Source organism: Pilosibacter rotomagensis, assembly GCF_045062245.2.
Classification (GTDB): domain Bacteria; phylum Bacillota; class Clostridia; order Lachnospirales; family Lachnospiraceae; genus Pilosibacter.
Genome location: NZ_CM170323.1, coordinates 925029 through 951376, shown reverse-complemented (window position 1 = coordinate 951376; position 26348 = coordinate 925029). Strand labels below are relative to the sequence as shown.

Here is a 26348-nt window from a genome sequence, read left to right as displayed (position 1 = left end):
GCAGAATGTCACGAAATTGTTACTTCTCACGGGTAGGAATTTTCTGAACTGAAAATTCCGTATGATACAGTTTTGGGGGCACGAAATTTTCATCTACTCTGAGATCTGAGGCATACGGTCTTTTTCACGGAAATACGTATACACACTCTCCGCCGCGCGCTTATTCATTCCCTCTGTACTCTCAAGTTCCTCCAGGGAGGCGTCCCGCACCGCTTCCAGTGACTTAAATCTCCGCATCAGCGCCTTTCTTCTCGCCGGACCGATCCCTTCAATATCATCCAGGATCGAATGGACCTGCGCTTTGCTTCGCAGACTCCTGTGATATTCGATCGCAAACCGGTGGGCCTCATCCTGGATCCTCGTCACAAGCTTGAATCCCTCGGAATGGCGGTCGATTGGGATCTCCACATTATTATAGTAGAGACCTCTCGTCCGGTGGTTGTCGTCCTTTACCATGCCGCAGACCGGGATATCGAGCCGCAGCTCATCGAGGACCTTCAGTGCGATATTCACCTGTCCGCGTCCGCCGTCCATGAGGATCAGATCCGGGAATCTCGTAAAGCTTCCGAATCTTCCGTCCAGTGCTTCCTCTCCGTCTTCCCGGTTCTTCCTTTCTTCTTCCAGCTCCTCCATCCCGTGGGTAAACCGGCGCGTCAGGACCTCCTCCATGGACGCGTAATCGTTCGGGCCCTGGACCGTCCTGATCTTAAATTTCCGGTAGTCATTCCTCTTCGGTCTTCCATCCTCAAACACCACCATGGAGCCGACCGACTCAAACCCGCTGATGTTGGAGATATCGTAGGCCTCCATCCGGCGGACTTTTCCAAGTCCCAGCCACTCGCCCACCTGGTTCATGGCGCCGATGGTCCGGAGCTCCTCCCGCTTGATCTTATCTTTATCCTGATCGAGCACAAGCTTCGCGTTCTTCTCTGCAAGCTCCACCAGGCGCTCTTTCTGCCCTTTTTTCGGGACCAGGAATTTTACCGCCTGTCCGCGGCGCTTCGTGAGCCATTCCGCGATCAGGTCCATCTCCGGGAACTTTTCCTGAACCCAGATTTCTCTCGGGATAAACGGAGTTCCCGCGTAGAACTGCTTTACGAAGCTTCCGATGATCTGATAATTATTGTCCGCCGTAGACGCGGAGACACGGAAATGTTCCCGTCCGATCATCTTTCCGTCGCGGACAAAGAATACCTGGACCACCGCATCCGCCTCATCCCGCGCCATGGCGATCACATCGCGGTCCTCCATGCTCTGGCTCGTGATCTTCTGCTTCTGGGCGACCTGCTTCACACTGTTTAAGAGTTCCCGGTACTCGATGGCCTGCTCATACTCCATCGCATCGGAGGACGCCATCATCTTCTCCTCCAGCATCGTCAAGACCGGCGTATATTTTCCGTCCAGGAACTCGATGACCTCGGAGACGGACTTTTTATATTCTGCCTCGGAGATATAGCCCTGGCAGGGTGCCGAGCACTGTTTAATGTGGTAATTCAGACACGGGCGGTCCTTTCCGATATCTTTCGGAAGGTTCCTGCTACATGTCCGGATCTTCCAGAGCTTGTGGATCAGATCGATCGTGTCCTTTACCGCCCCGGCGCTGGTGTACGGTCCGAAATACCGGCATTTGTCCTTCTTCATCGTTCTGGAGAACAGGACTCTCGGGAACGGCTCGTCCGTCGTGACCTTGATATAAGGATACGTCTTGTCATCCTTTAACATCGTATTATAACGAGGTCTGTGTTCCTTGATCAGGTTGCACTCCAGAACGAGTGCCTCCAGCTCCGAATCTGTGATGATGTACTCAAACCGGGCGATCCTCGAGACCATCTTTTCGATCTTCGCAGTCTTGTTGCGGCTGCTCTGGAAATACTGGCGCACACGGTTCTTTAAGCTGATCGCTTTTCCTACATATATGATCTCATCGTGCTTATCATGCATGAGATAAACTCCCGGCGATGCTGGGAGTTTTTTCAGCTCTTCTTCTATATTAAAGGTCGGGCGCTCATAAGAATTTTCCTTTTCTGTCAACGCAATCTCTCCCCGTCAAACTTTCTGATCATCGCCAGGTGGCGCTTGATGAACATGATCTGAGACAAGCTATCATCACAGCCAGCCGGCGGATTGATGTCCAGGACCAGACAGATGTCATCGAGTTCCTTCCGGGTCGCATGCGCGGAAAGCTTCGTCAGACATTCCAGCATCCGGTCGTAATTCTTCTCGTCCATCGCATCAAAGAAGTCCAGAAGATCCTGGCTGACCGTCGGTTCTTCCTCCGGCGCCTGTCCGGCTGTCATCTGCACGTTCCTGCTTTCGCTGGCCGCTGCTGACTGTTTCGCTGCCGGATTTTTTGCGTCCTGATCAATGGTTTTCGCATCATTTTTTTCCGGCTGGGCATTTTCAGGAGCTGATTTCGTTCCGGACTGACCTGCATCTTTCGGTTTCACGAGACGTACTCTCTCAAACCTGTATTTCTGGGCCGCATCCGGGTATTTCTCCCGGTCGACCTCCTCTAAAAACATCGATAACGGGCGCACCCACACCTTGAAATCCCCGTACAGAGCCTGGTAGACGACCATCTCCTCCCCGGTCTCCGAGTGGGTTGCGACCGCAATGATCTGGTATAACTTATTTTTAAAGTGCCGGTAGAATTCTCCCGGCACTGGTGTTTTACGAATCTGTTCCATTTTTTGTTCTCCATTCTGCCGGGTCCGGCCGCCCCTTTCAGGACGGTGTCTCCTTTGGCATAAGGTTCTATGACTTTACTCTCTGCTCTGTCAGGCCGACAGGCGTTTTTCAGACGCCGGCCGGTCCAGACATAAAGTTTTGTGACTATATTTTTCGATTTCTGCTGTATGTTGCAGAATTTTCAGTTTAGGAAATTTCTGCCCGCGTACAATAACATACTTTTCTATTGCTGCGCGGTTTCTGCCGCGGACTCAGCCTCAGAAGTCCCGTCTGCATCTTCACCCGCTGTCTCGCCTTCTTCAGAAGTTTCTGTCGAAACTTCCGCCGCAGCCGCGCTGCTTCCGTCCGCAGAAAGTCCCTCTAAGTGGTATTTATTCGCAGCGCTCCACAGCATCCATTCCTCATATCCGGCATCCTGCACGGCGCGGACTTCCTCTGCGACCTCAGCGGCCCCGTAGGTGATATAATTGCCCTCTCCGAGGTATGTCGCCGTAAAGTCCTGAAGCCACGGGCGCACAATCGCCTGGCGGCTCTCATGGTTATCGGCTCTCGACGCGTCCAGCAGGACTTTTCCGGACTTCTGGAGCGCTCCGAAGATCGTCTTATAAGGTTCCATGTCCGGATGCTCCAGCCCGAAGTTTCCGGAGCTGTAGTGGGACGGATAGATCATCGGACAGATATAATCGAGGATCTTCGCCATCTCCGTATAATCCTGGCCGACAGCGCTGGAATCCACTCCGCTCCCGATGATCGTGCCGAACACATCTGCCGACACGAAAAGTCCCTGGGATGCGAGATTTTCATATAAATAATTGGCACACTCCAGGATCGTATCCGTCTTGGAACGTCCCCGGATCACCGCATCATCGTAGACGACCTGTCCGGCCGATGCCTCATTCGGGAATCTCAGATAATCGAACTGGACCTCATCAAAGCCAAGTTCCTTCGCCTCATTCCCAACTTCCAGAAGATAATCCCAGACTTCGTGGCGATACGGATCCACCCAGGCCATCCCCTGGCGATCCCGGTACAGACTTCCGTCCGGCAGTGTCAGACTCCACTCCGGCTTCTTCTCCGCAAGGTAAGAATCCCGGAAAGCCGCAACTCTCGCGATCACATAGAGATCCCGTTCCTTCAGGCTTTCGATCAGGCTTTTCATATCACGGACGTAAGGAATGCTGGCACCGATCTCATTCACGGTCGCAGCGCTCACCGGGCATGTGATCCTCCCCTGGTCCTCCTTAAAGTCGATGACCACCGCGTTGATCCCAGCCGCCAGGGCGCCGTCCAGAACTCCGTTTAAGACTTCCTCATTTCCGGCCACAGGACCTGTGATGTAGATGCCGCGGACTTTCTTCGCCTCACGCCCGGGAAGCGCCGGGTTCGAGGAATCCACGATCCGCACGGAGATTGTTTTGTTCTTATCTTCTCCGGCATCCTCGATCACCAGGACACCGCTGGTCTCCTGCGCACGCTCCGCTTCCGCTGTTGTCTCTGCCGCCTCTGTCTCCTCCGCTGCCGGTCTTCCGCATGCTGATAACAGCAGGATCCCCGCCATGGAGAACGCAAATAGCATTTTTTTCATATTTGTCCTTCCTGTTCTTCTCCCATAGTTATCATCATCATAGCATAAGTATATGGATTTTGGAAAGAAAAATTAAAAAACTACTGTTCAAAATGATGTTTTTGGTGGATAATAGATAGACGGGTACAATAAAACAATATGAAACCGATCCAGACGTCCACCCCATGACGGCTTTGTCCGCCCGGATGTCTTTCAGGAATGCCCTGAACCGGATCTTTTCATTTATCATGATTAAGAGGAGAAGAGAACAAATGATTAAGCAGGGTTTCGACAACGATAAATACCTCGCCATGCAGTCTGACCATATCCGTGAGAGAATCAGCAAATTCGGCGATAAATTATATCTGGAGTTCGGCGGCAAGCTGTATGATGATTACCATGCATCCCGCGTGCTTCCGGGTTTTGAACCGGACAGCAAACTCCGCATGCTGATGCAGCTCGCTGACCAGGCGGAGATCGTCATCGCGATCAACGCCGCTGATATCACAAAGAACAAAGTGCGCTACGATCTGGGCATTACATACGACCTCGACGTGCTGCGCCTGATCCGAGTATTCACCGACCGCGGACTCTATGTCAGCAGCGTCGTGATCACCCGCTACGTTGACACACCGGCGATCCAGCAGTTCAAACACAAACTGGAAAAGCTCGGTCTTAAAGTTTACCGCCACTACGAGATTGACGGCTACCCGAGCAATATCCCGCTCATCGTCAGCGATGAAGGTTACGGAAAGAACGATTATGTCGAGACAACACGTCCGCTCGTCGTTGTCACAGCTCCGGGACCGGGAAGCGGAAAGATGGCAACCTGCCTTTCCCAGCTCTACCATGAAAACAAACGCGGCGTAAAGGCCGGATACGCAAAATTCGAGACTTTCCCGATCTGGAACCTCCCGTTAAAGCATCCGGTAAACTTAGCTTACGAGGCCGCTACCGCTGACTTAAACGACGTAAACATGATCGATCCGTTCCATCTGGAAGCTTACGGAAAGACTACCGTCAACTACAACCGTGACGTTGAGATCTATCCGGTGCTGAGCGCGATCTTTGAAGGGATCTTCGGCGAATGCCCGTACAAGTCCCCGACCGATATGGGCGTCAACATGGCTGGACTCTGCATCTTTGATGATGATGCGTGCCGGGAAGCTTCCTGCCAGGAGATCATCCGCCGCTACTACCAGGCGCTTGAAAAAGTCGTAAAAGACGATTCCTGCCAGAACGAAGCATACAAGATCGAGCTCATCATGAAGCAGGCAAAGATCTCCCCGAATGACCGCCCGGTTGTTCCGGCTGCCATCGAACTTGCGAAGGAAACCGGCGCTCCGGCAGCTGCAATGGAGCTTCCGAACGGAAAGATCGTTCTTGGAAAGACAAAGGAACTCCTCGGTGCTTCCGCAGCTGTTCTCTTAAACGCTGTGAAAGAACTCGGCGGGATCGACCACTCCATCGACCTGATCTCCCCGGAATCCATCGCTCCGATCCAGGAGTTAAAGGTCCGCTATCTCGGCGGCGTCAACCCGAGACTGCACACTGACGAGGTGCTGATCGCACTCTCCACCTGTGCCGCTACTGATGACAACGCCCGGATCGCGTTAGAGCAGCTCCCGAAACTCCGCGGCTGCCAGGTCCACACGACCGTTATGCTCTCCAATGTTGATAAAAATATCTTTAAGAAACTCGGCATCGATGTTACATGCGAGCCGGTTCAGGAAGATAAGAAGATCGGGTAAAAGAATTACATTCCAATGATAAATCCATTGTTCCGGGGGACGAGCATCCGCACAGACCATTTATCACATTCATAAATTACATCTGAGATGCGCTTGCAGCTACTCCCACAAAAAGTTTATCTGGCTGAGACAAAATCCGCCATTCTGCCATGAAATTAGTTTTCATGACGGAATGACGGATTTTTTACTCTTTTTCCTTACTTCGCAGCCTGGCACTTCTCGTACGCAAACAATGCCGCACCGAGTGCTCCGCAGAGCTGCGCCTCATCGCAGATATAGAGTTTCGCGCCGAGTTTCTCCTCCAGCGCCTCAACGATTCCCTGGTTCTGCGCAACGCCGCCGGTCATCATGTACTCGCCAGGATTGTTCTGTCCGAGGCGGGCCGCCAGCGCGCCGACCTTGGAAGCAACGGACACATTCAGACCGTGAATGATATCTGCCACATCTTTATTCTGTGCCACGAGCGATACGACCTCCGACTCTGCGAACACGGTACACATACTGGAGATCACCACATTGTTCTTCCATTTCAGACCTCTCGTGCTCATCTCCTCCAGGGAAAGTCCCAGTGTTCTCGCCATCATCTCCAGGAAACGTCCCGTTCCGGCCGCACATTTATCGTTCATCAGGAAGTTCTTGACCGCGCCGTTCTCATCGATGCTGATCGCCTTGATGTCCTGTCCGCCGATGTCGATGACAGTGCGGACATTCGGATTCAGATAATGGGCGCCTTTCGCATGGCAGGTGATCTCCGTGATGCTGTCGTCACCACTGTCGATGTAGGCACGTCCGTATCCTGTCGTATCAATGCGGACGATCTCTTCCTTTTTAATTCCCGCTTTCTCCACGGCCAGCTCCAGGCTCTTCTCCGCGCTCATGGTCGCTCCGCCGCCGGTCGGGATGATCATCGTGGACTTGATCTTTCCGTCCTGATCCAGGATCACAACATCGGTACTTGTGGATCCGCTGTCAATTCCCGCTACATAATAAACTCCTGATGCCATCTTCTCTCTTGCCTCCTCGCTGATTCCTTTTCCCGGGTCCATGTCCTCCGAACCTTCGATCGTCTCCGAGAATGCCTGGATCCTCGTCAGAAGCTGTCCGGCACTCTGGCTCGTAAAGTCCGTCTCGATCTTCAAAAGCGGGACTTTGATGTTTTTCTTGATGCTCGCGTACTCAAATCCATAGTAATCGCAGAATTTGATCGTGTGATAAATGATCCCCTTTAAATTTGGGTCCAGATAGAGAGCTGTTCTCCTTGAACTCTGGTTCATGCGGAAGCACGGCATCTGCCCCAAAAGTCCGTCCGCATAGGCGAGGAACATCGCGTCCTCATCCATCTTTTCCAGTTCCTCCGGAGTCACTGTCAACCGTCTTCCTCCGGTACAGGTGAGGTTATCCACATCCATCCGGATGTTTTCCCGGATCATGTCTTCCAGGACACCGCTGACACGCACGCCGAGAACGCCAATATATGGTTTCGTCTCTGTGCGAAGTTTCGCGAAAGAATGGAAAAATGCAGCTTTATCAAATGTTTTCCCGGAATACTTCTCATACGCCTCTTTCAGGCGGCGGATCGCTGCCGCAAACTTTTCCTTCTCGCACTCATTGTCGTCATGCGGGAGATCCAGCATATACAGAAATTTGCATTTTCCTGTGCTCGCAGCGATATCGTACACGCGGCGCATGGAGTCACAGCAGTTCACCATGACAAGCTCATCCGCTTTTCCCTGCAGAACTGCCTGGATCACGGATTTTCCGAATCCGCAGAGATTTGCATGGGCGATCTGGTCCGACATCTCGAAGTTCTCCGGCATCTCCTCCAGGACCGCGCATGTTTCCCCGAAGCCCGCAAACAGCTCGATCGGGGTGTATTTACAGACATAATGTATCATGAAATTTTCTCCTTTTTGTAATCAATTCGTTTTTTGCAAGTCAAAGGATGTTCGCAATCCTCTTTCGCTGCTTGTCTGATCTTGTCAAATGTGTGTTTCATTCAGAATCGATTACTCACTTTTCGCCTTCTCCAACATTTCAATGAATGCCTGAAGTCTCGTTGAAACCTGACCGTCGCTGGTGTTGGCCGGATTGCATCCGTCCCCGTCGAGGATCATGGTCGGCAGTCCGTCTTTCTCCAGGGAGCTCTTGATCAGGCTCGACGCGCCGATCGTTCCCTTGCATCCCCAGTGGGCAAACAGGATCGCGCCGTCCACATCCGTCTCCTTTGCGAGGTTCTTTGCGGCCTCGATCCTCTGGTTCACATTCCCGTTATAGATGCAGTTTACCATCTTCTCCGCCATCGCCTCGTACGGATCCTCATGATGCATCTCCTGGAATCCATCGGCGATGAAATCGCAGGCGCGGATGTGCATCTTCTGATTGTAGTTGAATACTTCCTTCACCGGCTCCTGCAAAAACGGCATGATGTGCATCCAGAGAACATGGAGTCCTTCGCCCTTCGGGGCTTTCTTCACATCCTCAAGGAGAAGTTTCGTGTATTTCACTGCCTCTTCCGATCCGGCCATCAGATGGCACATGAAGAGTGCATACAATTCATTCGTCAGGGATGTGACAGGATCGTGGACCTTTCTCAGGGCAAGCTGCGCCCGATAGTTTTCAGATGCCTTCCTGCTGTTCGCGACCGCCTTTGCGACTGCTTCCTCCGTGATCTTCTTTCCTGTCACTTCCTCCAGGAATCCCTTCAGCTTTCTCAGCTGGTCCGCAACATATTTTACGGAGTCCTCATTTTTCTCATACGGAACATCGATATAAAAGCCCTCGCATCCGAAATTATCTTTCAGATACGGAAATGTCATCATGTTGCCGTCACACGCAAGGTTCGTGTAGACCGTGCATTTCGGTTTCGGGAGAAGTCCGCTGAGCGCCGCTCCGAGGAACACCCTATGGTACGAGCACATGGTCTCGGGGAATCCCTCTTCCTCCGTTCTTCTCAAAAATGCCTGCTCACATTTCGTTCCGGCGATAAAGCAGGACAGCGCCTCCACCGAGTACGGGGTAAGGCCTGCTGCCGCCACGAGCTCGCCCGGGACAAAAATGCTGACCATCGCCGCCTGCTCCGGTTTTGCAAGCGCTTCAATGATGTTCTTCATGACAATCTTCGCCACATACTGTCCGGATTCCGGCAGTGCGCGGTCCGGGAAAAGCTGCAGCTTTTTCTCCTGCATGCGGTAACCGGTGAGGAGGAGTCGCCGTGCTTTCTCCGGATCCTTCATGGCCTCTGTTCCCACGATATTTCCGAATTTGTCTACGATATTCATTGTAGTTCACTTCCTTTGATGTCTTGTTGTGCGGGTCCTGAATCTTACCCGCTGTCTTTTATCTGATGAACTGCATTTTGCAGAACATTCATAATCCGCTCACTTTGCGTAACTGTTACCATTTTGTTAATAAAAATGACTGCTTATTCATGTTTTATCGAGGCTGGGAATTCAGGGATCCGGCATCTGTAAACCGATATCGGATCCCCGGATTTTGAGCCCTGATATTTTATTATAGTCATTTTTTTCGAAAAGTAAAGATTTTCGAACGATTGGGGACTGCGTGAAGTCCATGTAGCAGGATTTTCAGAAAAAGGATTGATTTTTTCCAGTGATATACTTAGAATAAAAAGCGAAGCTGTTTCGGTTCCTCTGTGTGGAACGCGAGGCAGCTATATTCATGTGAAAAAGAATTTTATTTTTACCTTCAGGAGAACCTCATTATGAATCAGAAAACAAAATATACACTCCGCACCTGCCTCGGCGCAGCCTTCGCAGCACTGCTCATCAACCCGTTGGCCTCCTATGCAGGAACATGGTCCAATCAGGGAGGACCGAACCAGTGGAAATACGATCTCGGAGACGGCTCCTACGCCGCAGACGGCTGGTACTGGATCGATTCCGACCAGGACGGCATGGAAGAATGCTACTACTTTGATAAAAAAGGCCAGCTGCTGGCCGGAACAAGAACTCCGGACGGCTTCCAGGTCGATTCCGATGGCCGCTGGACTGTAAACGGCATGGTGAAACAGCGGGAGACTCCGCCGGAGGACCTTACGACCGGGATTCATGAGACGGCTGACGGTCTGATCTACCGGAATGAGAGCGGTGAGCTCACGAAAAATGGCTGGCAGAATGCAAACAACAACTGGTACTACTTTGATTCCGACGGATATGCCGTCAAGAGCTGGCAGTATATCGATGGATACAAATTTTATTTTGACGAAACTTCCTGCTCACTGATCCAGGATCTTGAAGGAATTCTCGCCGCACCGTCCTTCCGGATCACTGTTGACCGTTCCCGCTGCCAGGTTACCGTATATGCACCGGATGGAGACAACGGTTACATTATCCCGTACCGCACCTTTATCTGCTCCCCGGGAAAATCGAGCACTCCGACTCCGGTCGGAACCTTTAAACTCACGAACAAGTACCGCTGGCATGCTCTGGTAGAATCCACTTACGGACAGTACTGCTCAAGACTCGGAAATACCAGCATTCTTTTCCACAGCGTTCCTGGAAAGACCACCAGCATCTATAATATTCCGGCAGAGGAATACAACAAACTCGGGGAACCTGCATCCCACGGCTGCATCCGCATGACCGTAGCTGACTGCAAATGGATCTACGATCACTGCGCATCCGGAACAGTCGTCACCGTTGGCGACAACCTCGCCGCCCCGTTTGAGCGCCCGGCGGCAGAAAAGATCCCGGCTGAGCAGAACTGGGATCCGACGGATCCGGATGTTGAGAAGTAAGTGAGGGAAAACAAGAACCTGGCAGCCGCCAGGTTCTTTCTCGATTATATGTTTATATGAGGATTCCATTGCAGTGGTCGATCTCATGCTGAATGATCTGCGCTGTCCACTCGGAATATTTTCCATGCCTCTTGACGAAATTCTGGTCCAGATAATCCACCTCGATCTCCTGGTACCTCGTGCATGGTCTCACACCGCTCAGCGAAAGACATCCCTCTTCCGTCTCATACGGTCCACTCTTCTTCGTGATCACCGGATTGATCATTGCAAACTGAAACGGTCCCACTGCCACAACAATAATATTCTTCTTCACCCCGATCATATTCGCCGCCATCCCGACACACCGGTCCAGATTCGCCCGCAGGGTGTCTAAAAGGTCTGTCACCACCTGCTTATCGGCTTCGGTCGCGTCCACAGACTTCTGCCTGAGGAACATGGGGTCATGAATGATCTTTTTTACCATATGTTTTTCCTTTCTTATTACGATTCACGATTAGCTGTTCCGCAGAGTCTGATCTACATACTAACAGCTGGCTACACTATACCATCCTTTATCGTTTTCCATATCGAGTATACCATTCTGCCTCTCATCGAGTTACAGTACATGGTCACTCCTTTCCCATGCACCACAACAGGATTTTGCAGATGAAAACCCGTTTCAATAACTAATCCAAAAACTTTAATAATCCCTCACACCCGGCCGTCACATCCCGCCAGGTATCATCAAAATTCCCCGTATACCACGGGTCCGCCACATCCGGCACCTTGTCCAGGTTCCGCTTTCCTGCTTTAAGCTCCTTCCAGCCGTCCCCGGCAAATTCCAGCATCTTATAGATCTTCTTCTCCGGATCACCGCCCGCGATCTGTGTTATATTCCGGATATTTGCCTGATCCATCCCGATCAGATAATCGAATTTCCGGTAATCCTCCCTCTCCATACATCTCGCAGTCTTCCCCGCGCAGGAGATGCCTGCCGCTGCCAGCTTCTTTCTCGTTCCGGGATGTACCGGGTTTCCGGTCTCCTCATAGGAGGTCGCCGCGGATTCGATATAAAATTCAGCGGAAAGGTTGTGTTTTGCCACGAGGTCTTTAAAGTAGAACTCGGCGAGTGGGCTTCGGCAGATGTTGCCGAGGCAGATAAATAATACTTTTATCATAGTTTTGTTTCTCCTTGATTTACCCCGGGATGCCCTGTTTTGTGAGGGATTTCGGGGATTATGGTGATATGCTCTGAAATTACAGATTGTGGCAAATCAGAGCAAGATTGAGCAAGTTGTTACTACCTGTTAGTAGTAAATTTGGTAGTAAAATGGGGTTATATTACTACTAAGGATATTTAATTTTCATTTGTGGCTTACGCTCTTTATCTTGAATTTTTTGATGTGTTCCATCAATTATAATCGCAAATTCTTCTGTCTGATTATAAGCCCTACATAATTTGTGCAAGAGCCTATTGCTCAATTAACTGCATTTAATGCGAATGAACCTGTTGCTTTCTTTGAATTTCCGAAACACTGTTTCAGGAACCCATGTCTTAACTAATAATATATTTTGTACCCTTGCCTTTTCCTTCCACTGTGATCACACCTTTTTGACACATTTCTTTCAGCAGCTTTGTTGTCTTTGATTTACCAAAAGGTACATACGGTGCAACTTCGCTGATCGGCTTCAGCATCGTCTTGCTCAAAAGCTTATAAACTACAATTTCATCTTCTGTCAGATCAGCATTTTTTTCAAATATCGGAAGCACAATTTTTATAGCATTTTCCGAAACTTCAAAATCCGGTTTTATCAAAGCTTCCGCATAGAGTTGTTTTATTCTTGTACTTCCCGTTCCAAATATCTCTACAAATCCTAATCTATAAAATACATTGGCAAGATTTCTATTTCTTAAAACATAAAGCTTTCCAGACAGATATTCTTCCTCTGTGATTCCGGACGGTAATCCACCAGGAGAAACAATATCGATTCGATCATCAAACATCGAAACTCTGATTTGTGAATCCACATCCCATACTCTATGAATCAGAGCATTGGCGATTGCTTCTCGAAAAGCAGCTTCCGGTATTTTCTCCATTTTCTTTCGATCAGCACCTTGTATTACTTCGTATTGATAATAGTCTCTGAATACCTCGATTGCCTTTTCATATACCTCTAAAACCGATATATTTTCAAAGGTTGATCTCTTTTGAATGATACTGATGTTTTCTCCGAATTTGACAATATCAATTCCGGGGAAATGATTTTTATCTGCCAAAAGTCCTGCCGCATTATTGAATCCATTTACATCGTCATATAAGTTCAATGTTTTCAGCGTATCCTTATCAAAATTTTCAATCCGGACAGTTTCTTTCAGTTTACGATGTAAAATTTCAAAGGACAGTTCCTGATCTTTGCAAGGCAATTCTTCAAATCGAATGTTCTTTCCATCCAGTACCAGCCTTGAAAACTCCAGAGTGTCTACTTCTATCGTTGCTGTATCATTCCGCTTGTAGGCTTTCGATTTATATAGATACGGCTTCTGAAGTCCACTTTTCACAGTAAGTTTTATCGTCTGGTCATTATTCTGTATTTCAAGCGTATAGTCCGGCTGCGGTGTAATGTTGTCATTGATTTTATTTTCAATATCCAGACAAGCTTGCTTGACATCCGGCAAACCTTTTATATTTCCATCATCATCTACACCAAAAAGAATAGTTCCGCCATCATAATTTGAAAAGGCACTGACTGTTTTTAAAAACGTGTTCGTAATCGTTTCCTTGAACTCCAATATTCTTGTTTCACGCATATCAATCGCCTCCATTTTGCTCTTATTGAATATATTATATGCAGAAATACGCAAAAAAGCAATCGTATTTTTTTACGATTGCTTTTTTGATTGTCTTGTATTCACCCTTACTTTTATTTTGCCGTTTTTTTGTCATCCTTGTAGATTGATGTCATTAAATCACTAATTTCCCCCCATCCTGTTTTTATTTCTCAAAAACTATGATACAATCATTAGAAATAGCCGACAAAATCCAAGGAGGAAATCAACGTGGAGAAAAAACGGATTCGGGACTTCGGAATTGTACCCGGAAGAGTGAAAACAGGAAAAAGAAATGCGATTACGGATGTACCTGGTGTACTGGTAGGACACTGTACTGTGAACACGGAAGAAAATCATACCGGTGTGACTGTGATCGTCCCTGGACCGGATAATGCATTTGCAAATCACTATACGGCGGCAGCCTATGTCCACAATGGCTTTGGGAAAAGTGCCGGTCTGGTACAGGTAGAAGAGCTTGGGACTCTTGAAACACCGATTGCCCTTACAAATACGTTAAATGTCGGAAAGGTTTGGGATGCACTTGCCGGTATCGTGATCGAACAGTGTCAGAACGATGGGCTGGAACCCATGAGCATCAATCCGGTCGTTGGCGAGTGTAATGACTGCCGGATCAACCAGATCCAGAAACGTGCAGTTGGTGAAAAAGAAGTGCGGCAGGCTTTTGAGGCTGCTGCCGAGGAATTCGAAGAAGGGGATGTCGGTGCCGGTGCCGGTACCATCTGCTACGGCATGAAGGGTGGAATCGGCTCTGCATCCCGCGTGATCTGTATTGGCGAAAAGGAATACACCATCGGCGTTCTGGTTCAGTCAAACTTTGGTGCAACCGAAGATTTTGTACTGAACGGAGAGGCTGTTGGTCCAAAAATCCTGGAATGGAAGCAGGAAAAGAATGATATGGCTGCATCCGAAGAAGATAAAGGTTCGATCATGAGTATTCTGGCTACCGATCTCCCATTGACAAGCCGTCAGCTCAAACGGATTCTGAAAAGAACAGGAGTTGGCATCGCACGAACCGGCGGTTATACGGGACATGGAAGCGGAGAAGTCATGATCGGCTTTACAACCGCAAACCGGATCCCGTCCGGTCGTGAGGAGGAACTGCTCCAGATATCAGCAATTCCGGAGCATGTGATCAACCGGGCTTTTCTTGCTGCGGCGGAAGCTGAACAGGAAGCGATCCTAAATTCCATGACGGCTGCAAAACAGACACGCGGAAGAGAGGGGGAGCTGTATTACAGCCTTGCAGAATATCTTAACGACAGGGAAGTCGAAACCTCAAAATAGACTTGAAGCACCATTTCCGGCATATCACCGGTTCTGGTGCTTCTTTCTTTTGACATGCTTTGCATAAGAAAGCTATCTATGCTTCCAACATCTTGTCTCCATTTCGTGCACCTCCGTTACCAGTATCATAACAGAAAACCGATACTACGGAAAGCAACGCGCTGTTTCCTACTCCTCAGCCTCCACATCAAACATACTTATCTGTTCCATCTTGAAGTCCGATAATACCATCCTTTTGGGATCATCGCCTTTCACGTGGGTCACGTCAACTCTCTGCACTCCATTTCGGATGCTGGATTCGATGAGTTTCAGTACATAGATGTTGTCAAACCGGTTATAGATGGAATCGCCTCCGAGCCCAGAAAGGCAGATCAGCTGCGTATTCGTCTTTTTCGCCATCTCGATCAACGGTTTCAGAAGATGTTCCGCGTTTGTCTGCGCAAACGGGTTGTCCATGATTAGGACCTTTCCTTCCTCGCCGGAATTAAAGATGTCGGTCTCATCCCGCCTCATATAGCTTAAGAGACAGGTCAGGATCACAAATGCGGACAGGAAACCTTCGCCGCCGGAGTTTGCCGATACCTCGGACCAGGAGATCGCAACCTCCCGTTCCGCCTCGATTTTATACAACCGGATCTTCACATTCTGGATTCCTACGATGTCATCATACAGCTTTTTCGTCGTGATCACCCGTCCCAGGAACTCCGTCAGATTTTCATTCTTCTCGATCGTCTCGATTCCCATTTTCACCACATGTTCAAAATAATCATGCAGCTTCAGGCGGAAATGCTCTTTTTCCGTCTCCCAGTCCGGTACCTGGATTCGCAGCATTTTGAGGCTTCTGCCGCGCACAGAGATCGTAGAATTTTTGTCAATCATGCCGATATTCGCATTGATCTGCTCAATGTATTCCAGGAACATCATTTCCAGATTTTTCTGCTCATCATCGATATGCGCAAGGTCGATCTTCAGTTTTTCCAGCTGATTTTCGTATGCCTGGCGGTTCAGCTCAAACTGACAGGACAGATTCTGCGGACTGGCAGTCTGCGAGAGCAGGCTGTCAAACGTTTTCCTGAAATAATCATCCGCGTACTCTTTACCGGACGCAATCTCGCGGATCATTTCTGACATGCTGAGTCTGCATTGATCCAGAGCTTTGGAAATCTCCGCCATTTTTCTGCGAATCTCTTTCTGATACGTTTTAACAGCCTCGATCTCCGCATTTCGGATATCCGGAATCTGTGCCTGGATGGCAGTCAAGGCATCCTCTTGCCCCTCTTCTGTCTGCGTGAGCATTTTAGCTTCCGGAAGCATCTCATCCTCATATTCCGCTACAACCGCAACCTGTGCAGACAGCTGGATATTTCTCTCCTGAAGACGCGACTGCTTCTGCAGCTCTGTCCTGAGATCATATTCTTGTAAATTCCAGCGTTCTTCAAAGTTTATGTCTGTAATCGTCTTTCGATCGACCGGCTGATCAAATCCCGTTTCCTTTTTCAGGTTTTTCATATTGGTCTCGATCTGATGTTTCAAAACACCCAGTTGTTCTCCCAGACTGACATTCTTTTCAACTGCCTGATTCAGCTCTTTTTCTGTCTGCTTTTTCTGACATTTCCAGCTGTCATACTGTTCTTCCGGGCAGATCAGTTCCCGGTACTCCTCCTCCGGAATCCGGCTGTCCTCATTTTTCTTTTGAATATCTTTCTTTTTCCCCTGGATTCTTCCGATCCAGTCATTCTGCGCTTTTCGAAGTTCATCGACACTATCCGATATTTCTTTCGTCAGTGCATAATATCTCGCTTCCAGTTCTGCCGGATCCGCAGATTCCTGACCGGTACGTTCATGATTTCCGGCTGTTTCAGCAAAAGTTTCAAATTTTTCTTTTTGTTTCTGCACACGGTCGATCTGCTCCGAAATTTCCTTCACCAGCGCCCGGAGTCCAATCTCCTGTTCCTGAAGCTCTATCATTCTGATCTTAAGAGCACTTTCTTTCGCCGTCAATTCTGTATTTTCCTTGTTCAGGCGTTCCAGACTCGTCCGCTCTGTCTCGTACTGCTCATATTTTTTGCAGAGAATATCAAACTGGTGCTTCTCCCTGTTCAGCTTATCGATCTGCCGTTTCACCGTCTCCGCAAGCTTTTTCGTCTCTTCTTTTTCTTCATCCAGTCTGCCCTGCTCCCGCCGGATCTCCTGGAGACGTTCTTTCACTGATTCACTCTCTTTTTTCTGATCCGTAATCTCTTTTTCTGTCTGCTGATACAAAGTGGTACTGAACGTCTGACTTTCAATTTTACTCCTGTAGTTTCGGTAAGTTTCCAGGTCCGATTCCTTGTCCCCGATTGACTTTTTCAGACTTTCAATCTTCCTCCTGATCGTCTCCAGAATCTTTTCCAGCTCCTCCCGATCAAGAAGATGTGTATTGAACATGACATAAAAATGCACATTTCCATAGACTGCAAATCTCGCATCCACAGATTGCCGCTCCTGTTCCAGTTCGTCTTTTATGATGATCGGGATCGGAAAGCTCGTATACAGTTCCTCCTCATTCTTTCTGAACCGTTCAAAATCCGCCCGCTCCATCACAACAGAATACGGAATAAACGGATTTTTCTTTACAAGCTCCGCATTCTCTGCCGCCGTCCGTCCGTTTTTCGTGAGCCATTCCATTCCGTATACCGGGTCGATTCCGTTCTGTTCCAGGTAGGTCCTGATATTTTCCGGAAGCTCTGTCGTTTTTCCTTCCTTCAGCTGCCGGAGCTGTTTCTCCTGAGCGGCTTTTTTCTGGATCAGACTGTCTCTTTCCATGTCCAGCTCTTTCATCTTTCCGTCCAGCTGATCCAGAATCAGATTTTTCTGATCCATATGGGCTTCATCCATGCCGACATACTTCATGATTCTCAGGCGTTCATTCTTCTGTTTCTCCAGATCCAGAAGTTTCTTAGAAAGACTGTCCAGCTGATGTGCGAGATCGTTGGCTTTTAAATTTCCATCCACTATTTCCCGGGAAAGTCTTTTTTGTGTCTGTTCCTGCTCGAGAAGTTTTCCGGCATATTTTGCCGATTCATTTTTCTTTTCCTGATGCCCTGCTTCCATTTCTTTCCGAAAAATCTCCAGTGCACCATCCACATAAAGACCTACGATATTTCGTCTCAGATCTGCACTGAATTCTCTGTTAAAGGTGTCTTCCACCTCATCAAAGCTTTTCACTCTTGAAGTCAATGCACCGATATCTACGCCTAATTTTCGGATCTTCTGCTCATTTTCACCGAATTCCTTCTCTACTTCCTTTTTCGTATTTTCAGTCTCGACACGATTTTCTTCTTCCCGCTTCTTCTGTTTCTCCAGCTTCTCTGCCTTCCCGGAATACAGCGCATACAGCTGACTTCCGATCTTTCCGATCTCATCCTTTGATTCTTCCGTCTTCTGTAAAAGCACCTGCAGCTTTGCATCTACCTCGGCCTTCTGACGTTCAAAATCCTTTAATTCCTGATAGAGCTTATGAAGATCATACCGGTCGATCTCCCGTGTCAACTGATTTTTCCGATAGGTCAGCTCTGTGATCGCCGTCTCCTGCTGCGTTCTCTTCGCAAGGAGTGCTGTCTTCCGGTCCTCATCAATGTAAATTCCATATGAGAGCTTCTCATAAACGATCCGTCTCTGTTCCCTTTTGATCTGGTCTATTTTCTCCTGTCCGGCAGCAATTTCCGTCTCCAGCCGCTTCAATTCTCTCTGCAGCGCCTTCACATAAAGGATCATCTCTGTTCTGAGAGCCGCTGCATCATGATCTTTCTGAACATAATCATCGATCTGGACTTTCAATGGCTTCGTGTCCTCAAAATACTGTTCAATGATCCCTTTCCGCTGAATTTTCGACTGATTACTCTTGTATTGTTCAATAAACTGGAACGCAAGTTTCCGGAACTCATCCGTCTTATTCTTTTCCTGGTTTAATTTATCTTCAATAGGGCGAAGGAACCAGTTTTCCACCAGATTCTTCTCATCTTTGGCATTCTGGAAAAGCTCTGAAAGTCCCGACTCCTTCTGGTTGACCTTTCGGATGATGCTCTCCCATTCTTTATTGTTGACCTGATACTCGCGAAGTTTATTAAAATACTGGCCTCTTCCATAGGAGCTGGTCATGTCATACAGCCGAAAGTTTCTCGACTCACTTTTACTGATCTCCTCCAACAGGTTTTTGCATTCAGAAAATCCCCTCAGGATCTTTTTGCTACCTTCCTGTCTGATGACCGGAAGATTCTCAATATCATAGCTGCAGGCTTTTGAATAATTGCCGGTAAAAGTGTACATTTCCAGCTCTTCCGCGTCATTGTCTTCCCGCTGGCTTTTCCTGACCATCATACCTGCCAGGAAACGATCGGCTTTATTATCCAGGATCCATTCTGTCATGATAAATGTCGGCCGGTTCGTCGTAAAATAGCTCTTAAACGGCCGGTCTCCGAAATCACGATATGAGCGGTTGACAAAAAGGCTCACAATCATCTGTACCAGCACGCTTTTTCCGCCGCCGTTTCTCAGGGAGATGAGTGTGTTCTGACCATTGAAGTCAAACATCTCGTCATCAATTTTGATGGTGTTATTGTTATAGTTCAGGTTTAAAATACGGATCCTCGCTATCTTACTCATATGTTTCCCCCAATGCCTCCATGATCCTTGCATAGTTTTCTTTATTCAGGATCTTATACTCCATCACGTTGTCCAGCTTTGCCGTCGTCTTGATCATCTCATCTTCCCGGACGAAAACGATCAACCCTTGCCGATCGAGAAACTCACAGATAATGCTCACATAGCCTTCCTTTGTATATTTTGACCGGCTTCCCGTTTCCGCGCTTTTTAAGGACTCATAGGCCTCGCTCATACTCTTGTAATCCAGGACATTTTCATACATTTCTGTGTAAAGATTTGTTCCATCCTGTTCCCGCTCCTGTTCAAGCGCAAGTCCTGCTTTCAGACGCTCCGATACGAGATTCTGCAGCTCCCCGAGTTTTAAAAATTCCCTGGATTTACTGGTACTTCCCTGTCCGTCATAAAATTCCACCAACAGCGTCAGGATTACGAACTGTGCCAGATAATAATCCCGGTCTGTGGCATTCGGTTTACATAATTCTTTTTTCAGGTCTGCCTTCGTAAAACCGAGGTATTTATTGTCGATATCCGGCATCAGATAGATCGTCGTCCCGTACCGCTCGATTCTGCAGTCTGCAATTTCCGCCTGATTTTTCACGAGATTCATGATCTCTTCATGTTCCACATACGCGCGGTACAGATCATTGACTCCCACATCCAGGTCACTCAGTGCCCCGTGGCACAAAAGATAATAAAATATTTTCTGGCTGTATGTGATCATCTCTGCTTCGTATGCCATCTTCTATCTCTCCTCATACCGGAATCCCACGTTGGAACATCTGAAATTTCTTCTGTTTCCGTTTTCATCCATTACATTCTTAAAGTACACATGCGCACTGTCTTCCATCGGGAAAATAAACATCTTTCCGATTTTCCGGAATTCCCGGTCTTCCATCAGACCAAGTAACATCTCATTCAGTACAAACCCATCTGACGCATCCATGAGATAATCCGATTGTTCATTTTGAAGTGCTCCGATATCGATTGTGCCCGCTGTCAGGAATTCGATGATCACCTCGCGAAAAATCTCTGCAGTCGGAAGAAGCTGTGTCCGTTCTTCTTCTGTACACACCGTATTTAAGATTTCCAGCGTCATTTCTTTATATTTGAGAAGCTGTTCCAGGATTCCCTTCACACAGCCCTCATATTTTTTCATCCGTTCTTTCCTGCGCTCTTCTTTCTCCCGGTTGTACTCCTCTTCATCAAAATCCAGCTCCACGGTCTCGTCTTCCACATCCGCTTTTTTTAACTTTTTCTGATATTCCAGCATTTTCTCCGGATTAAAGATCTTCCCCACCCGTCCGGTAAATAACGGACTAAAAATTTTATCAACATTTTTCAGGAGCGAGACATCTTTTAATACCTTATCATACACATCACTCCGGAACGGAAATCGCTGGACCAGTGTCATGTTCGAGTAATTTTCCAGCTCTTCATCATATAATTTCTTCAGATCAAAATGCTGACCGAGGATTCTCTGGTGTTCATCCAGAGTCTGCGTCAGATATCTTCCGATCACACGAAGATTGTTCAGGTTGCCCTTTTCTTTTTCCGTGAATGTTTCCGCATTCATCTGTTTTTCTTCAAATTCTTCAATTTTCTCGTCGATAAACTGCCTGTGAAGATTGAATTTTTCTCTTGTCTCGACTACAGTGTTGATGTTGTCCTCCACCAGCTGCCCATATTCTTCTACTGAATAAGCCAACGCATTTCTCCGAACCGACAGGATTGCCTCCTCGATCTTCTGGCTCTGTTTTCTAAGCTGACTGAAGATATTTTTGATATCTTCCACAGCCCTGTTATAATCTGCCTTTTCCAGATGCAGCTTAAAGAGCATTTCATGGACCGAAAGTTTCAGATTATTTTCCATTTCCATCGTGGAGAGCATCATATTGTAACCCTCGTCCGTCAGGTAATAGGATGTTCTTCTGACGCCACTCTCCAGATACACGACCTTGTTGTCGATATAACGGATGTTGATTTCCTTATATGTCCGTTTTTCATAGTCAAAAGCCTTAAAATACATGGAAGAACCGCTGTTTCCAAGGATATCCTCCACCATAAACCTCGCAAAGTCCCGACTCTGCTCAAAGCTCAGCTTTTTCGCATGGTACTCGTAACTGATGTCCTCCACGAACGCCGCAATATCGTCCATCGTGCAGTTTTCTTCCCGCAAAGAATACTCCATGATAAAAAGCAGCAGTGTAAACAACATATTCATCTGCTCATCCCGCGTCTCTATGCCGTAATCCTTCCACTGCTGCTTTCCAAAGCTATTGCTGCAGAGCAACGCATACCTCCCGACAAATTTCATTCGCTGCTCAAAATTCTTTAAAAAATCTTTCTCGATCATCTTTTATCACCAGTTTTGTTCATTTATCATAACCTTTCCGTATCTCTTCTGTCGGTTGGCTACCAGTCATGCTCATTTAGAATTTCCTGTGGAATATATTTTCCTGCTGACAGGATTTCATGGATCTGTCTCCTTCTCTCCTCATCAAACACATCCAGAAATACCGTTCCAATATTCGAATTCTGCTTTTCCTTCATGTCAGGAAGAGCTGAAAAACCAATCTGAAGCTCCTTATCCAGCATCGCCTCGTATGCTTTCCGGAAAAGTTGGATCATTCTGGCACTGCCATTTCCCTGCCTGTCCCATTGGTACTCTTTCTGCTCCAGAAGATGTTCATAGATCAGAATCCCCTCATAATCAAGATCTCCGAAATAGAACAATTCATTATCCCCAAGGAAATAGGATTCTGCCCCATTCACATAATCCGCAAACGTCTTCCAGATTCCTTTTCCTGCCCCGTAGATCACAGTACCAAACTGTTTTCCAAGGATCCGGTCATGCCCCGCATTCATACAGCGCCGGATATCAAAAAATGTGTCTTTATTCTCCACGATCAGAATGTTCTGAGGGGTCTGTTTGGACCGGGAATAATAAGAGAGCGGCTCAGAAGTCTCATAAAATGCCAGCTGTTCCCGACTGATCCCAATTTTCCTGCAAAATTCGAGACCGCCCTCTCTCTGGAAAAACTTTTCCCGACGGAAGATCTCGAAGCTCCGCTCATTCATCGTCTCCTCGGTATCAAGCAGTTTGGAATGATCTTTCAGATAATCACTCAGAATCTGAAGTTTCTCCTTGTCCGTCTCATAGCATTCCGGATGGTTCCTGTAATAGGAAGTATTGATCAGAGGATGATACTTATACTTCAGTTCCTCATAGATATCCGTATAATCCGGTTTGTCTTCATATTTCCAGAAGCTGAGCGGAAGCGCCGGTCTCCGGCCGTTGCTCTTCGCATTTTTCATCGGAACAAGCTCGTCTCTCCTAATCAGCTCCATCACATATGTATAGAATTTCTGATAGTCTTCCGACTCCGGATACTCATTGAGCAGGTCCTGCAGGTATACTTTGTGTTTCTTCATTCAGAGATTCCTTTGCATTTTTCTTTCCATATTTTCTGAATCCATCACCATCTGCCCGATCGGGTTATCCGCAGATTCGCAGGATCCTATGGATATTTTCCATATGTTTGACTTTCTGTACCTCTTTGAGACACAGTATATCACATTAGGTGTCCTATAATTTGGTCTTGCATATCGAAAGCAAAAAAATTTATCAGATTTCTTTCTCCATCCACTTCTCAATCTTCCCCACAACTCCAAGATCCGCCGGCAGCCAATCCACGCTGTATGGCTGCCCTGCAGCATTCTTCTCTAGTCCCTACAACTGATCATACTTCGCAGACTTCCCCCGCGCCTTTTCCACCGGATACTTTTTCTCATTCATCCCCATTTTCATATTCACGATCTCATCTGCATCCAGCCCCAGCTTGTCTAAAAGGTTCTGTGAGTAGACGATCACATCTGCCAGCTCTTCTTTCACATGCTGAAGATCATACTCCTCATCACTCCACTGAAAGCATTCCAGAAGTTCTGCTGCCTCAATGACAATGGATTTTGCCAGATTGGCAGCAGAATGGAACTGGTTCCAGTCGCGGTCATCGGTGAATTTTCGGATCCTGTCTATGGTTTCCTGTCTCATTGTATTGCTCCTCTATTTTCGATTGTGCACGCAGCTCCCTTAATCCTCCAGCCTCGGTCCGATCTCCTTCGGGATCGGGCATTCGTAGATGCCGTTTGTCTCGGCCAGCCATTCGTCGTGGGCTTTCTTTAAGATTTCCGGGCTTTCCATGGTCTTTAAGGCAGCCAATGCTATGGCCTCACCCGCATTTAACATTGCCTTGTGGGCGATCTCCGTGTTGCCGTGTGCGGTCATCTGCCAGGTGTGGGCGGCAGTGCCGAGAGTCGCTGTCGCCGTGGTACACATCGCCGTTGGGATCACATAGCTGGCATCGCCGACGTCGGTGGAACCCGCCTGGACCTTTCCAGTCCATACAAGCGGAGAGATCCGGGTGTGGAGCGGGCGGGCTTCGATCTCATCCAGATGATCTGCACCGAAGAGTTTCCGCAGGGACGCTCGCTTTGCCTCCAGTTCCTCCAGCGTCGCGGTCTCATGGAAGAATCTGGATGCCAGCGCAAAATCCGCCTCATCGTAAGCCGGAGCGCCGATCTCCTCCATGGACTCATGAAGAACTTCCGAGAGTACATGGTTCGGGATGTAATCGGAAAGACCTGCATAGAGCTCATATGTCATCTCAGTCCCTGTCATCTTTGCGGCGCCTTCTGCCACATCAACCACACGCCTGTAGATTTCCTTTACCTGCCAGGACTTTGGCGCGCGGATGAAATAGTGGACGCGGCTGTGTCCCTGGACAACATTCGGGGCGATTCCTCCGACATCACGGTACGCGTAGTGGATCCTCGCGTCAGAGATGATATGTTCCCGAAGATAATTGACGCCGACGCTCATGAGTTCCGCCGCATCCAGCGCAGATCTTCCGAGTTCCGGAGCTGCCGCTGCATGGGAGGTCACACCTTTGAAGTTAAAGAAGACGCTGACATTCGCCAGAGTGGACTCCGACCAGATTTCGTTCTTATCGCCCGGATGCCAGGTGAACGCCGCATCCACGCCGTCAAAGATTCCCTCTCTTGCCATGATCGCCTTGCCGTCGCCTTTTTCCTCGCTCGGGCATCCAAAAAGGACCACGCTTCCCGCTTCCGGATGCTCCTCAAGATACGCTTTCACTGCAAGCGCTGCCGCCATGGCTCCCGCACCGAGCAGGTTGTGGCCGCAGCCATGTCCGTCCGGGTTCTCCCCTTCGGCTTTCTTTCTCATCGTGCAGCCGCCTTCCTGGGACAGCTCCGGAAGAGCGTCATATTCCGCTAAAAATCCGATCACCGGCTTTTCTGTTCCATATGTAGCTTTAAATGCCGTCGGCATGCCGCCGACTCCCATTTCCACCTGGAATCCTTCTTTTTTCAGAACATCCTCGTAGAGTTTTGCGGTCTTAAATTCATGAAAGCCTGTCTCCGCATAATCAAAAATTTTGTCACTCACCTCGACGATCAGGTCTTTTTTGTCCGCAACTGCTTTTAAAACAAATTCTTTTTTATCCATCGCTTCTGTCCGGAATCCGGATCTTCCTTTCATTATTTTTTTGTCTGACTGCTCTTCACGAGCAAAAATTTTTCAAGTCGTATTTCCATCTGTTGCAGCGGTAGCAGCAGACTTTACTGCTGACTTTCCACATCTCTCCTGTTTGACAGATTCATTGTTTTCGTATAGACTTAATTATACTATTTTTATGATTTTTTTACAACAAAGGAGCTACCTCCAAATGAACCTTCAAAACATGCAATATCTCCTCGAGATCTCCGACTCCGGCTCTCTATCGGCGGCCGCAAAGCGGCTGTCTGTGACCCAGCCGTACCTGAGTAAAGTTCTCCGTGAGACAGAAAAAGAATACGGGATCACGATCTTTACCCGCGGAAAAACAGGGATCATCCCGACGGAATCCGGACGTCTGTTTCTCGATATGAGCCGGGATCTCCTTGAACATGCAGAGCAGTTCCGCCAGACATTCCGGGAGCACCTGGACTCCTGCCGTCTTCGGATTGCTGCAGACTGCTGTTTTCCCGAGAATGATGCCCTGAGTAAGACGATCCATGCCTTTTCTGATCAGCACGATCGGACATTCCGCCTTTTTTACCGCGAGCTGGCAGGACACGAAGTCATCCGGGAACTCGATGCCGGACATGCAGATATCGGTTTCATCGTGTATCCGGAATCCCAAAACGAAAAGGTACAGGAGCTTCTGGCTCTTCACAGTCTGGAAGAACAGATCCTGTTTCACTCTTCCCTTCAGCTTTTCTGCCGGAATGCCCATCCGGTTCTGAAGGATCCAAATGCACTGACTCCGGAGCTTTTCGATCAATACAGTTTTGTTCTGCATTCCGCCGAAGCGGCATCCCAGATTTCTGCAGAAAGCAGCATTCTGAACGGAATCCAGTCTCTTATCCGTCAGGATCAGCTCTCCGGGATTACCTTTGTGAACAGCCGTGCTTCTTTTTACAGCATCATCGAGCAGACGGATTCTATCGGGATCGGCATTGCTCCGCTTCATGACCGTGAAAATTCCCCTGAGATCACCGCGCTTCCGGTTCCGAAGTGGTTGTGGCCCGAGAGCGGGCACGATCGTGAGCTTGTTGCTTCCTGCATCTTCCGCAATCGTGTACGCCTCTCCCCGGCAGCCCAGATGTACCTTGCTGAACTCTCCCGCCTGTAAAGGAAACAAAGCCTGGCACCTTCGCGTACCGGGTGCAGTCGTTTGCGATAAAAAAGCTCCCGAAAGAACCACATCATATCTATAACATGCGGTTCCCATCCGGGAGCTTTTCCTTTCTGCCCAAGTCTCACTGCTT

At 48.3% G+C, this 26348-nt stretch carries 18 protein-coding genes; 4 read left to right on the top strand and 14 right to left on the bottom strand.

Annotated features, from left to right (window positions below; genetic code table 11):
• Nucleotides 1–93 precede the first annotated feature (93 nt).
• The 3 genes from uvrC to ACI3EW_RS04235 all read right to left on the bottom strand — a co-directional run bounded on the left by uvrC (nt 94) and on the right by ACI3EW_RS04235 (nt 4273).
• Nucleotides 94–2031: an excinuclease ABC subunit UvrC gene (uvrC, locus tag ACI3EW_RS04245; RefSeq protein WP_118532314.1), complete on the bottom strand. Its 1938-nt coding sequence runs from the start codon at nt 2029–2031 to the stop codon at nt 94–96.
• Nucleotides 2028–2687, bottom strand: a complete 660-nt coding sequence (locus ACI3EW_RS04240) for a DUF1653 domain-containing protein (protein ID WP_243022328.1) — start codon at nt 2685–2687, stop codon at nt 2028–2030. The genes uvrC and ACI3EW_RS04240 overlap by 4 nt, the downstream gene beginning before the upstream one ends.
• 224 nt (nt 2688–2911) lie before the next feature.
• A complete protein-coding gene (locus ACI3EW_RS04235) occupies nt 2912–4273 on the bottom strand; it encodes a putative glycoside hydrolase (protein WP_118532316.1) in 1362 nt (453 codons plus the stop codon).
• A gap of 251 nt (nt 4274–4524) precedes the next feature.
• Here ACI3EW_RS04235 and ACI3EW_RS04230 point away from each other — a divergent pair, with 251 nt between their 5' ends.
• Nucleotides 4525–6003, top strand: a complete 1479-nt coding sequence (locus tag ACI3EW_RS04230) for a DUF1846 domain-containing protein (RefSeq protein WP_405579630.1) — start codon at nt 4525–4527, stop codon at nt 6001–6003.
• A 197-nt stretch (nt 6004–6200) separates the two neighbouring features.
• On the opposite strand, the gene ACI3EW_RS04225 is transcribed toward ACI3EW_RS04230, so the two are convergent.
• Together ACI3EW_RS04225 and ACI3EW_RS04220 are read right to left on the bottom strand one after the other, a co-directional pair.
• The gene (locus ACI3EW_RS04225; protein ID WP_118532318.1) at nt 6201–7898 is read right to left on the bottom strand and encodes an acyl-CoA dehydratase activase; all 1698 of its coding nucleotides are present in this window, start codon (nt 7896–7898) and stop codon (nt 6201–6203) included.
• A gap of 111 nt (nt 7899–8009) precedes the next feature.
• Complete coding sequence (locus ACI3EW_RS04220) at nt 8010–9281, bottom strand: 2-hydroxyacyl-CoA dehydratase subunit D (protein ID WP_405579627.1); 1272 nt, start codon at nt 9279–9281, stop codon at nt 8010–8012.
• Between the two features lie 443 nt (nt 9282–9724).
• Between ACI3EW_RS04220 and ACI3EW_RS04215 the strand changes: the two genes are divergently transcribed.
• Complete coding sequence (locus ACI3EW_RS04215; protein ID WP_405579624.1) at nt 9725–10759, top strand: L,D-transpeptidase family protein; 1035 nt, start codon at nt 9725–9727, stop codon at nt 10757–10759.
• Between the two features lie 52 nt (nt 10760–10811).
• Here ACI3EW_RS04215 and ACI3EW_RS04210 read toward each other — a convergent pair whose 3' ends face one another.
• The 3 genes from ACI3EW_RS04210 to ACI3EW_RS04200 form a co-directional block, all read right to left on the bottom strand.
• Nucleotides 10812–11222 (bottom strand): peptide deformylase, encoded by a 411-nt coding sequence (locus ACI3EW_RS04210; protein ID WP_118298932.1) that lies wholly within the window; start codon nt 11220–11222, stop codon nt 10812–10814.
• A 202-nt stretch (nt 11223–11424) separates the two neighbouring features.
• A complete protein-coding gene (locus tag ACI3EW_RS04205; RefSeq protein ID WP_118298931.1) occupies nt 11425–11916 on the bottom strand; it encodes a low molecular weight protein-tyrosine-phosphatase in 492 nt (163 codons plus the stop codon).
• Nucleotides 11917–12293: 377 nt separating this feature from the next.
• Nucleotides 12294–13547, bottom strand: coding sequence for an RNA-binding domain-containing protein (locus ACI3EW_RS04200; protein WP_405579619.1), 1254 nt, complete (start codon nt 13545–13547; stop codon nt 12294–12296).
• A 249-nt stretch (nt 13548–13796) separates the two neighbouring features.
• Between ACI3EW_RS04200 and ACI3EW_RS04195 the strand changes: the two genes are divergently transcribed.
• Nucleotides 13797–14873, top strand: coding sequence for a P1 family peptidase (locus ACI3EW_RS04195; RefSeq protein WP_405579616.1), 1077 nt, complete (start codon nt 13797–13799; stop codon nt 14871–14873).
• A gap of 168 nt (nt 14874–15041) precedes the next feature.
• Here the strand turns inward: ACI3EW_RS04195 and ACI3EW_RS04190 are convergent, their stop codons facing one another.
• The 6 genes from ACI3EW_RS04190 to ACI3EW_RS04165 form a co-directional block, all read right to left on the bottom strand.
• Complete coding sequence (locus ACI3EW_RS04190; RefSeq protein ID WP_405579613.1) at nt 15042–19517, bottom strand: coiled-coil domain-containing protein; 4476 nt, start codon at nt 19515–19517, stop codon at nt 15042–15044.
• Nucleotides 19510–20256, bottom strand: coding sequence for a DUF6063 family protein (locus tag ACI3EW_RS04185; RefSeq protein WP_405579610.1), 747 nt, complete (start codon nt 20254–20256; stop codon nt 19510–19512). The genes ACI3EW_RS04190 and ACI3EW_RS04185 overlap by 8 nt, the downstream gene beginning before the upstream one ends.
• 3 nt (nt 20257–20259) lie before the next feature.
• Nucleotides 20260–21870: a hypothetical protein gene (locus tag ACI3EW_RS04180; RefSeq protein WP_118606767.1), complete on the bottom strand. Its 1611-nt coding sequence runs from the start codon at nt 21868–21870 to the stop codon at nt 20260–20262.
• A 59-nt stretch (nt 21871–21929) separates the two neighbouring features.
• Nucleotides 21930–22949 (bottom strand): Wadjet anti-phage system protein JetD domain-containing protein, encoded by a 1020-nt coding sequence (locus ACI3EW_RS04175; RefSeq protein ID WP_485663304.1) that lies wholly within the window; start codon nt 22947–22949, stop codon nt 21930–21932.
• A gap of 298 nt (nt 22950–23247) precedes the next feature.
• Nucleotides 23248–23568, bottom strand: coding sequence for a nucleotide pyrophosphohydrolase (locus ACI3EW_RS04170; protein WP_215703533.1), 321 nt, complete (start codon nt 23566–23568; stop codon nt 23248–23250).
• A 39-nt stretch (nt 23569–23607) separates the two neighbouring features.
• Nucleotides 23608–25044, bottom strand: a complete 1437-nt coding sequence (locus ACI3EW_RS04165) for an amidohydrolase (RefSeq protein ID WP_118606789.1) — start codon at nt 25042–25044, stop codon at nt 23608–23610.
• Between the two features lie 220 nt (nt 25045–25264).
• Between ACI3EW_RS04165 and ACI3EW_RS04160 the strand changes: the two genes are divergently transcribed.
• Nucleotides 25265–26212, top strand: a complete 948-nt coding sequence (locus ACI3EW_RS04160; protein WP_405579603.1) for a LysR family transcriptional regulator — start codon at nt 25265–25267, stop codon at nt 26210–26212.
• Nucleotides 26213–26348: the final 136 nt, after the last annotated feature.

Bases quoted from the DNA above. Each gene is read 5' to 3' on its own strand.
- ACI3EW_RS04235 (WP_118532316.1), bottom strand. From the start codon at position 4,273: ATGAAAAAAATGCTATTTGCGTTCTCCATGGCGGGGATCCTGCTGTTA.
- ACI3EW_RS04210 (WP_118298932.1), bottom strand. From the start codon at position 11,222: ATGGTAAAAAAGATCATTCATGACCCCATGTTCCTCAGGCAGAAGTCT.
- ACI3EW_RS04200 (WP_405579619.1), bottom strand. From the start codon at position 13,547: ATGCGTGAAACAAGAATATTGGAGTTCAAGGAAACGATTACGAACACG.
- ACI3EW_RS04220 (WP_405579627.1), bottom strand. From the start codon at position 9,281: ATGAATATCGTAGACAAATTCGGAAATATCGTGGGAACAGAGGCCATG.
- ACI3EW_RS04175 (WP_485663304.1), bottom strand. From the start codon at position 22,949: ATGAAGAAACACAAAGTATACCTGCAGGACCTGCTCAATGAGTATCCG.
- ACI3EW_RS04165 (WP_118606789.1), bottom strand. From the start codon at position 25,044: ATGGATAAAAAAGAATTTGTTTTAAAAGCAGTTGCGGACAAAAAAGAC.
- ACI3EW_RS04185 (WP_405579610.1), bottom strand. From the start codon at position 20,256: ATGGCATACGAAGCAGAGATGATCACATACAGCCAGAAAATATTTTAT.
- ACI3EW_RS04240 (WP_243022328.1), bottom strand. From the start codon at position 2,687: ATGGAACAGATTCGTAAAACACCAGTGCCGGGAGAATTCTACCGGCAC.
- ACI3EW_RS04170 (WP_215703533.1), bottom strand. From the start codon at position 23,568: ATGAGACAGGAAACCATAGACAGGATCCGAAAATTCACCGATGACCGC.
- ACI3EW_RS04160 (WP_405579603.1), top strand. From the start codon at position 25,265: ATGAACCTTCAAAACATGCAATATCTCCTCGAGATCTCCGACTCCGGC.
- ACI3EW_RS04205 (WP_118298931.1), bottom strand. From the start codon at position 11,916: ATGATAAAAGTATTATTTATCTGCCTCGGCAACATCTGCCGAAGCCCA.
- ACI3EW_RS04225 (WP_118532318.1), bottom strand. From the start codon at position 7,898: ATGATACATTATGTCTGTAAATACACCCCGATCGAGCTGTTTGCGGGC.
- ACI3EW_RS04180 (WP_118606767.1), bottom strand. From the start codon at position 21,870: ATGATCGAGAAAGATTTTTTAAAGAATTTTGAGCAGCGAATGAAATTT.
- ACI3EW_RS04215 (WP_405579624.1), top strand. From the start codon at position 9,725: ATGAATCAGAAAACAAAATATACACTCCGCACCTGCCTCGGCGCAGCC.
- ACI3EW_RS04230 (WP_405579630.1), top strand. From the start codon at position 4,525: ATGATTAAGCAGGGTTTCGACAACGATAAATACCTCGCCATGCAGTCT.
- ACI3EW_RS04190 (WP_405579613.1), bottom strand. From the start codon at position 19,517: ATGAGTAAGATAGCGAGGATCCGTATTTTAAACCTGAACTATAACAAT.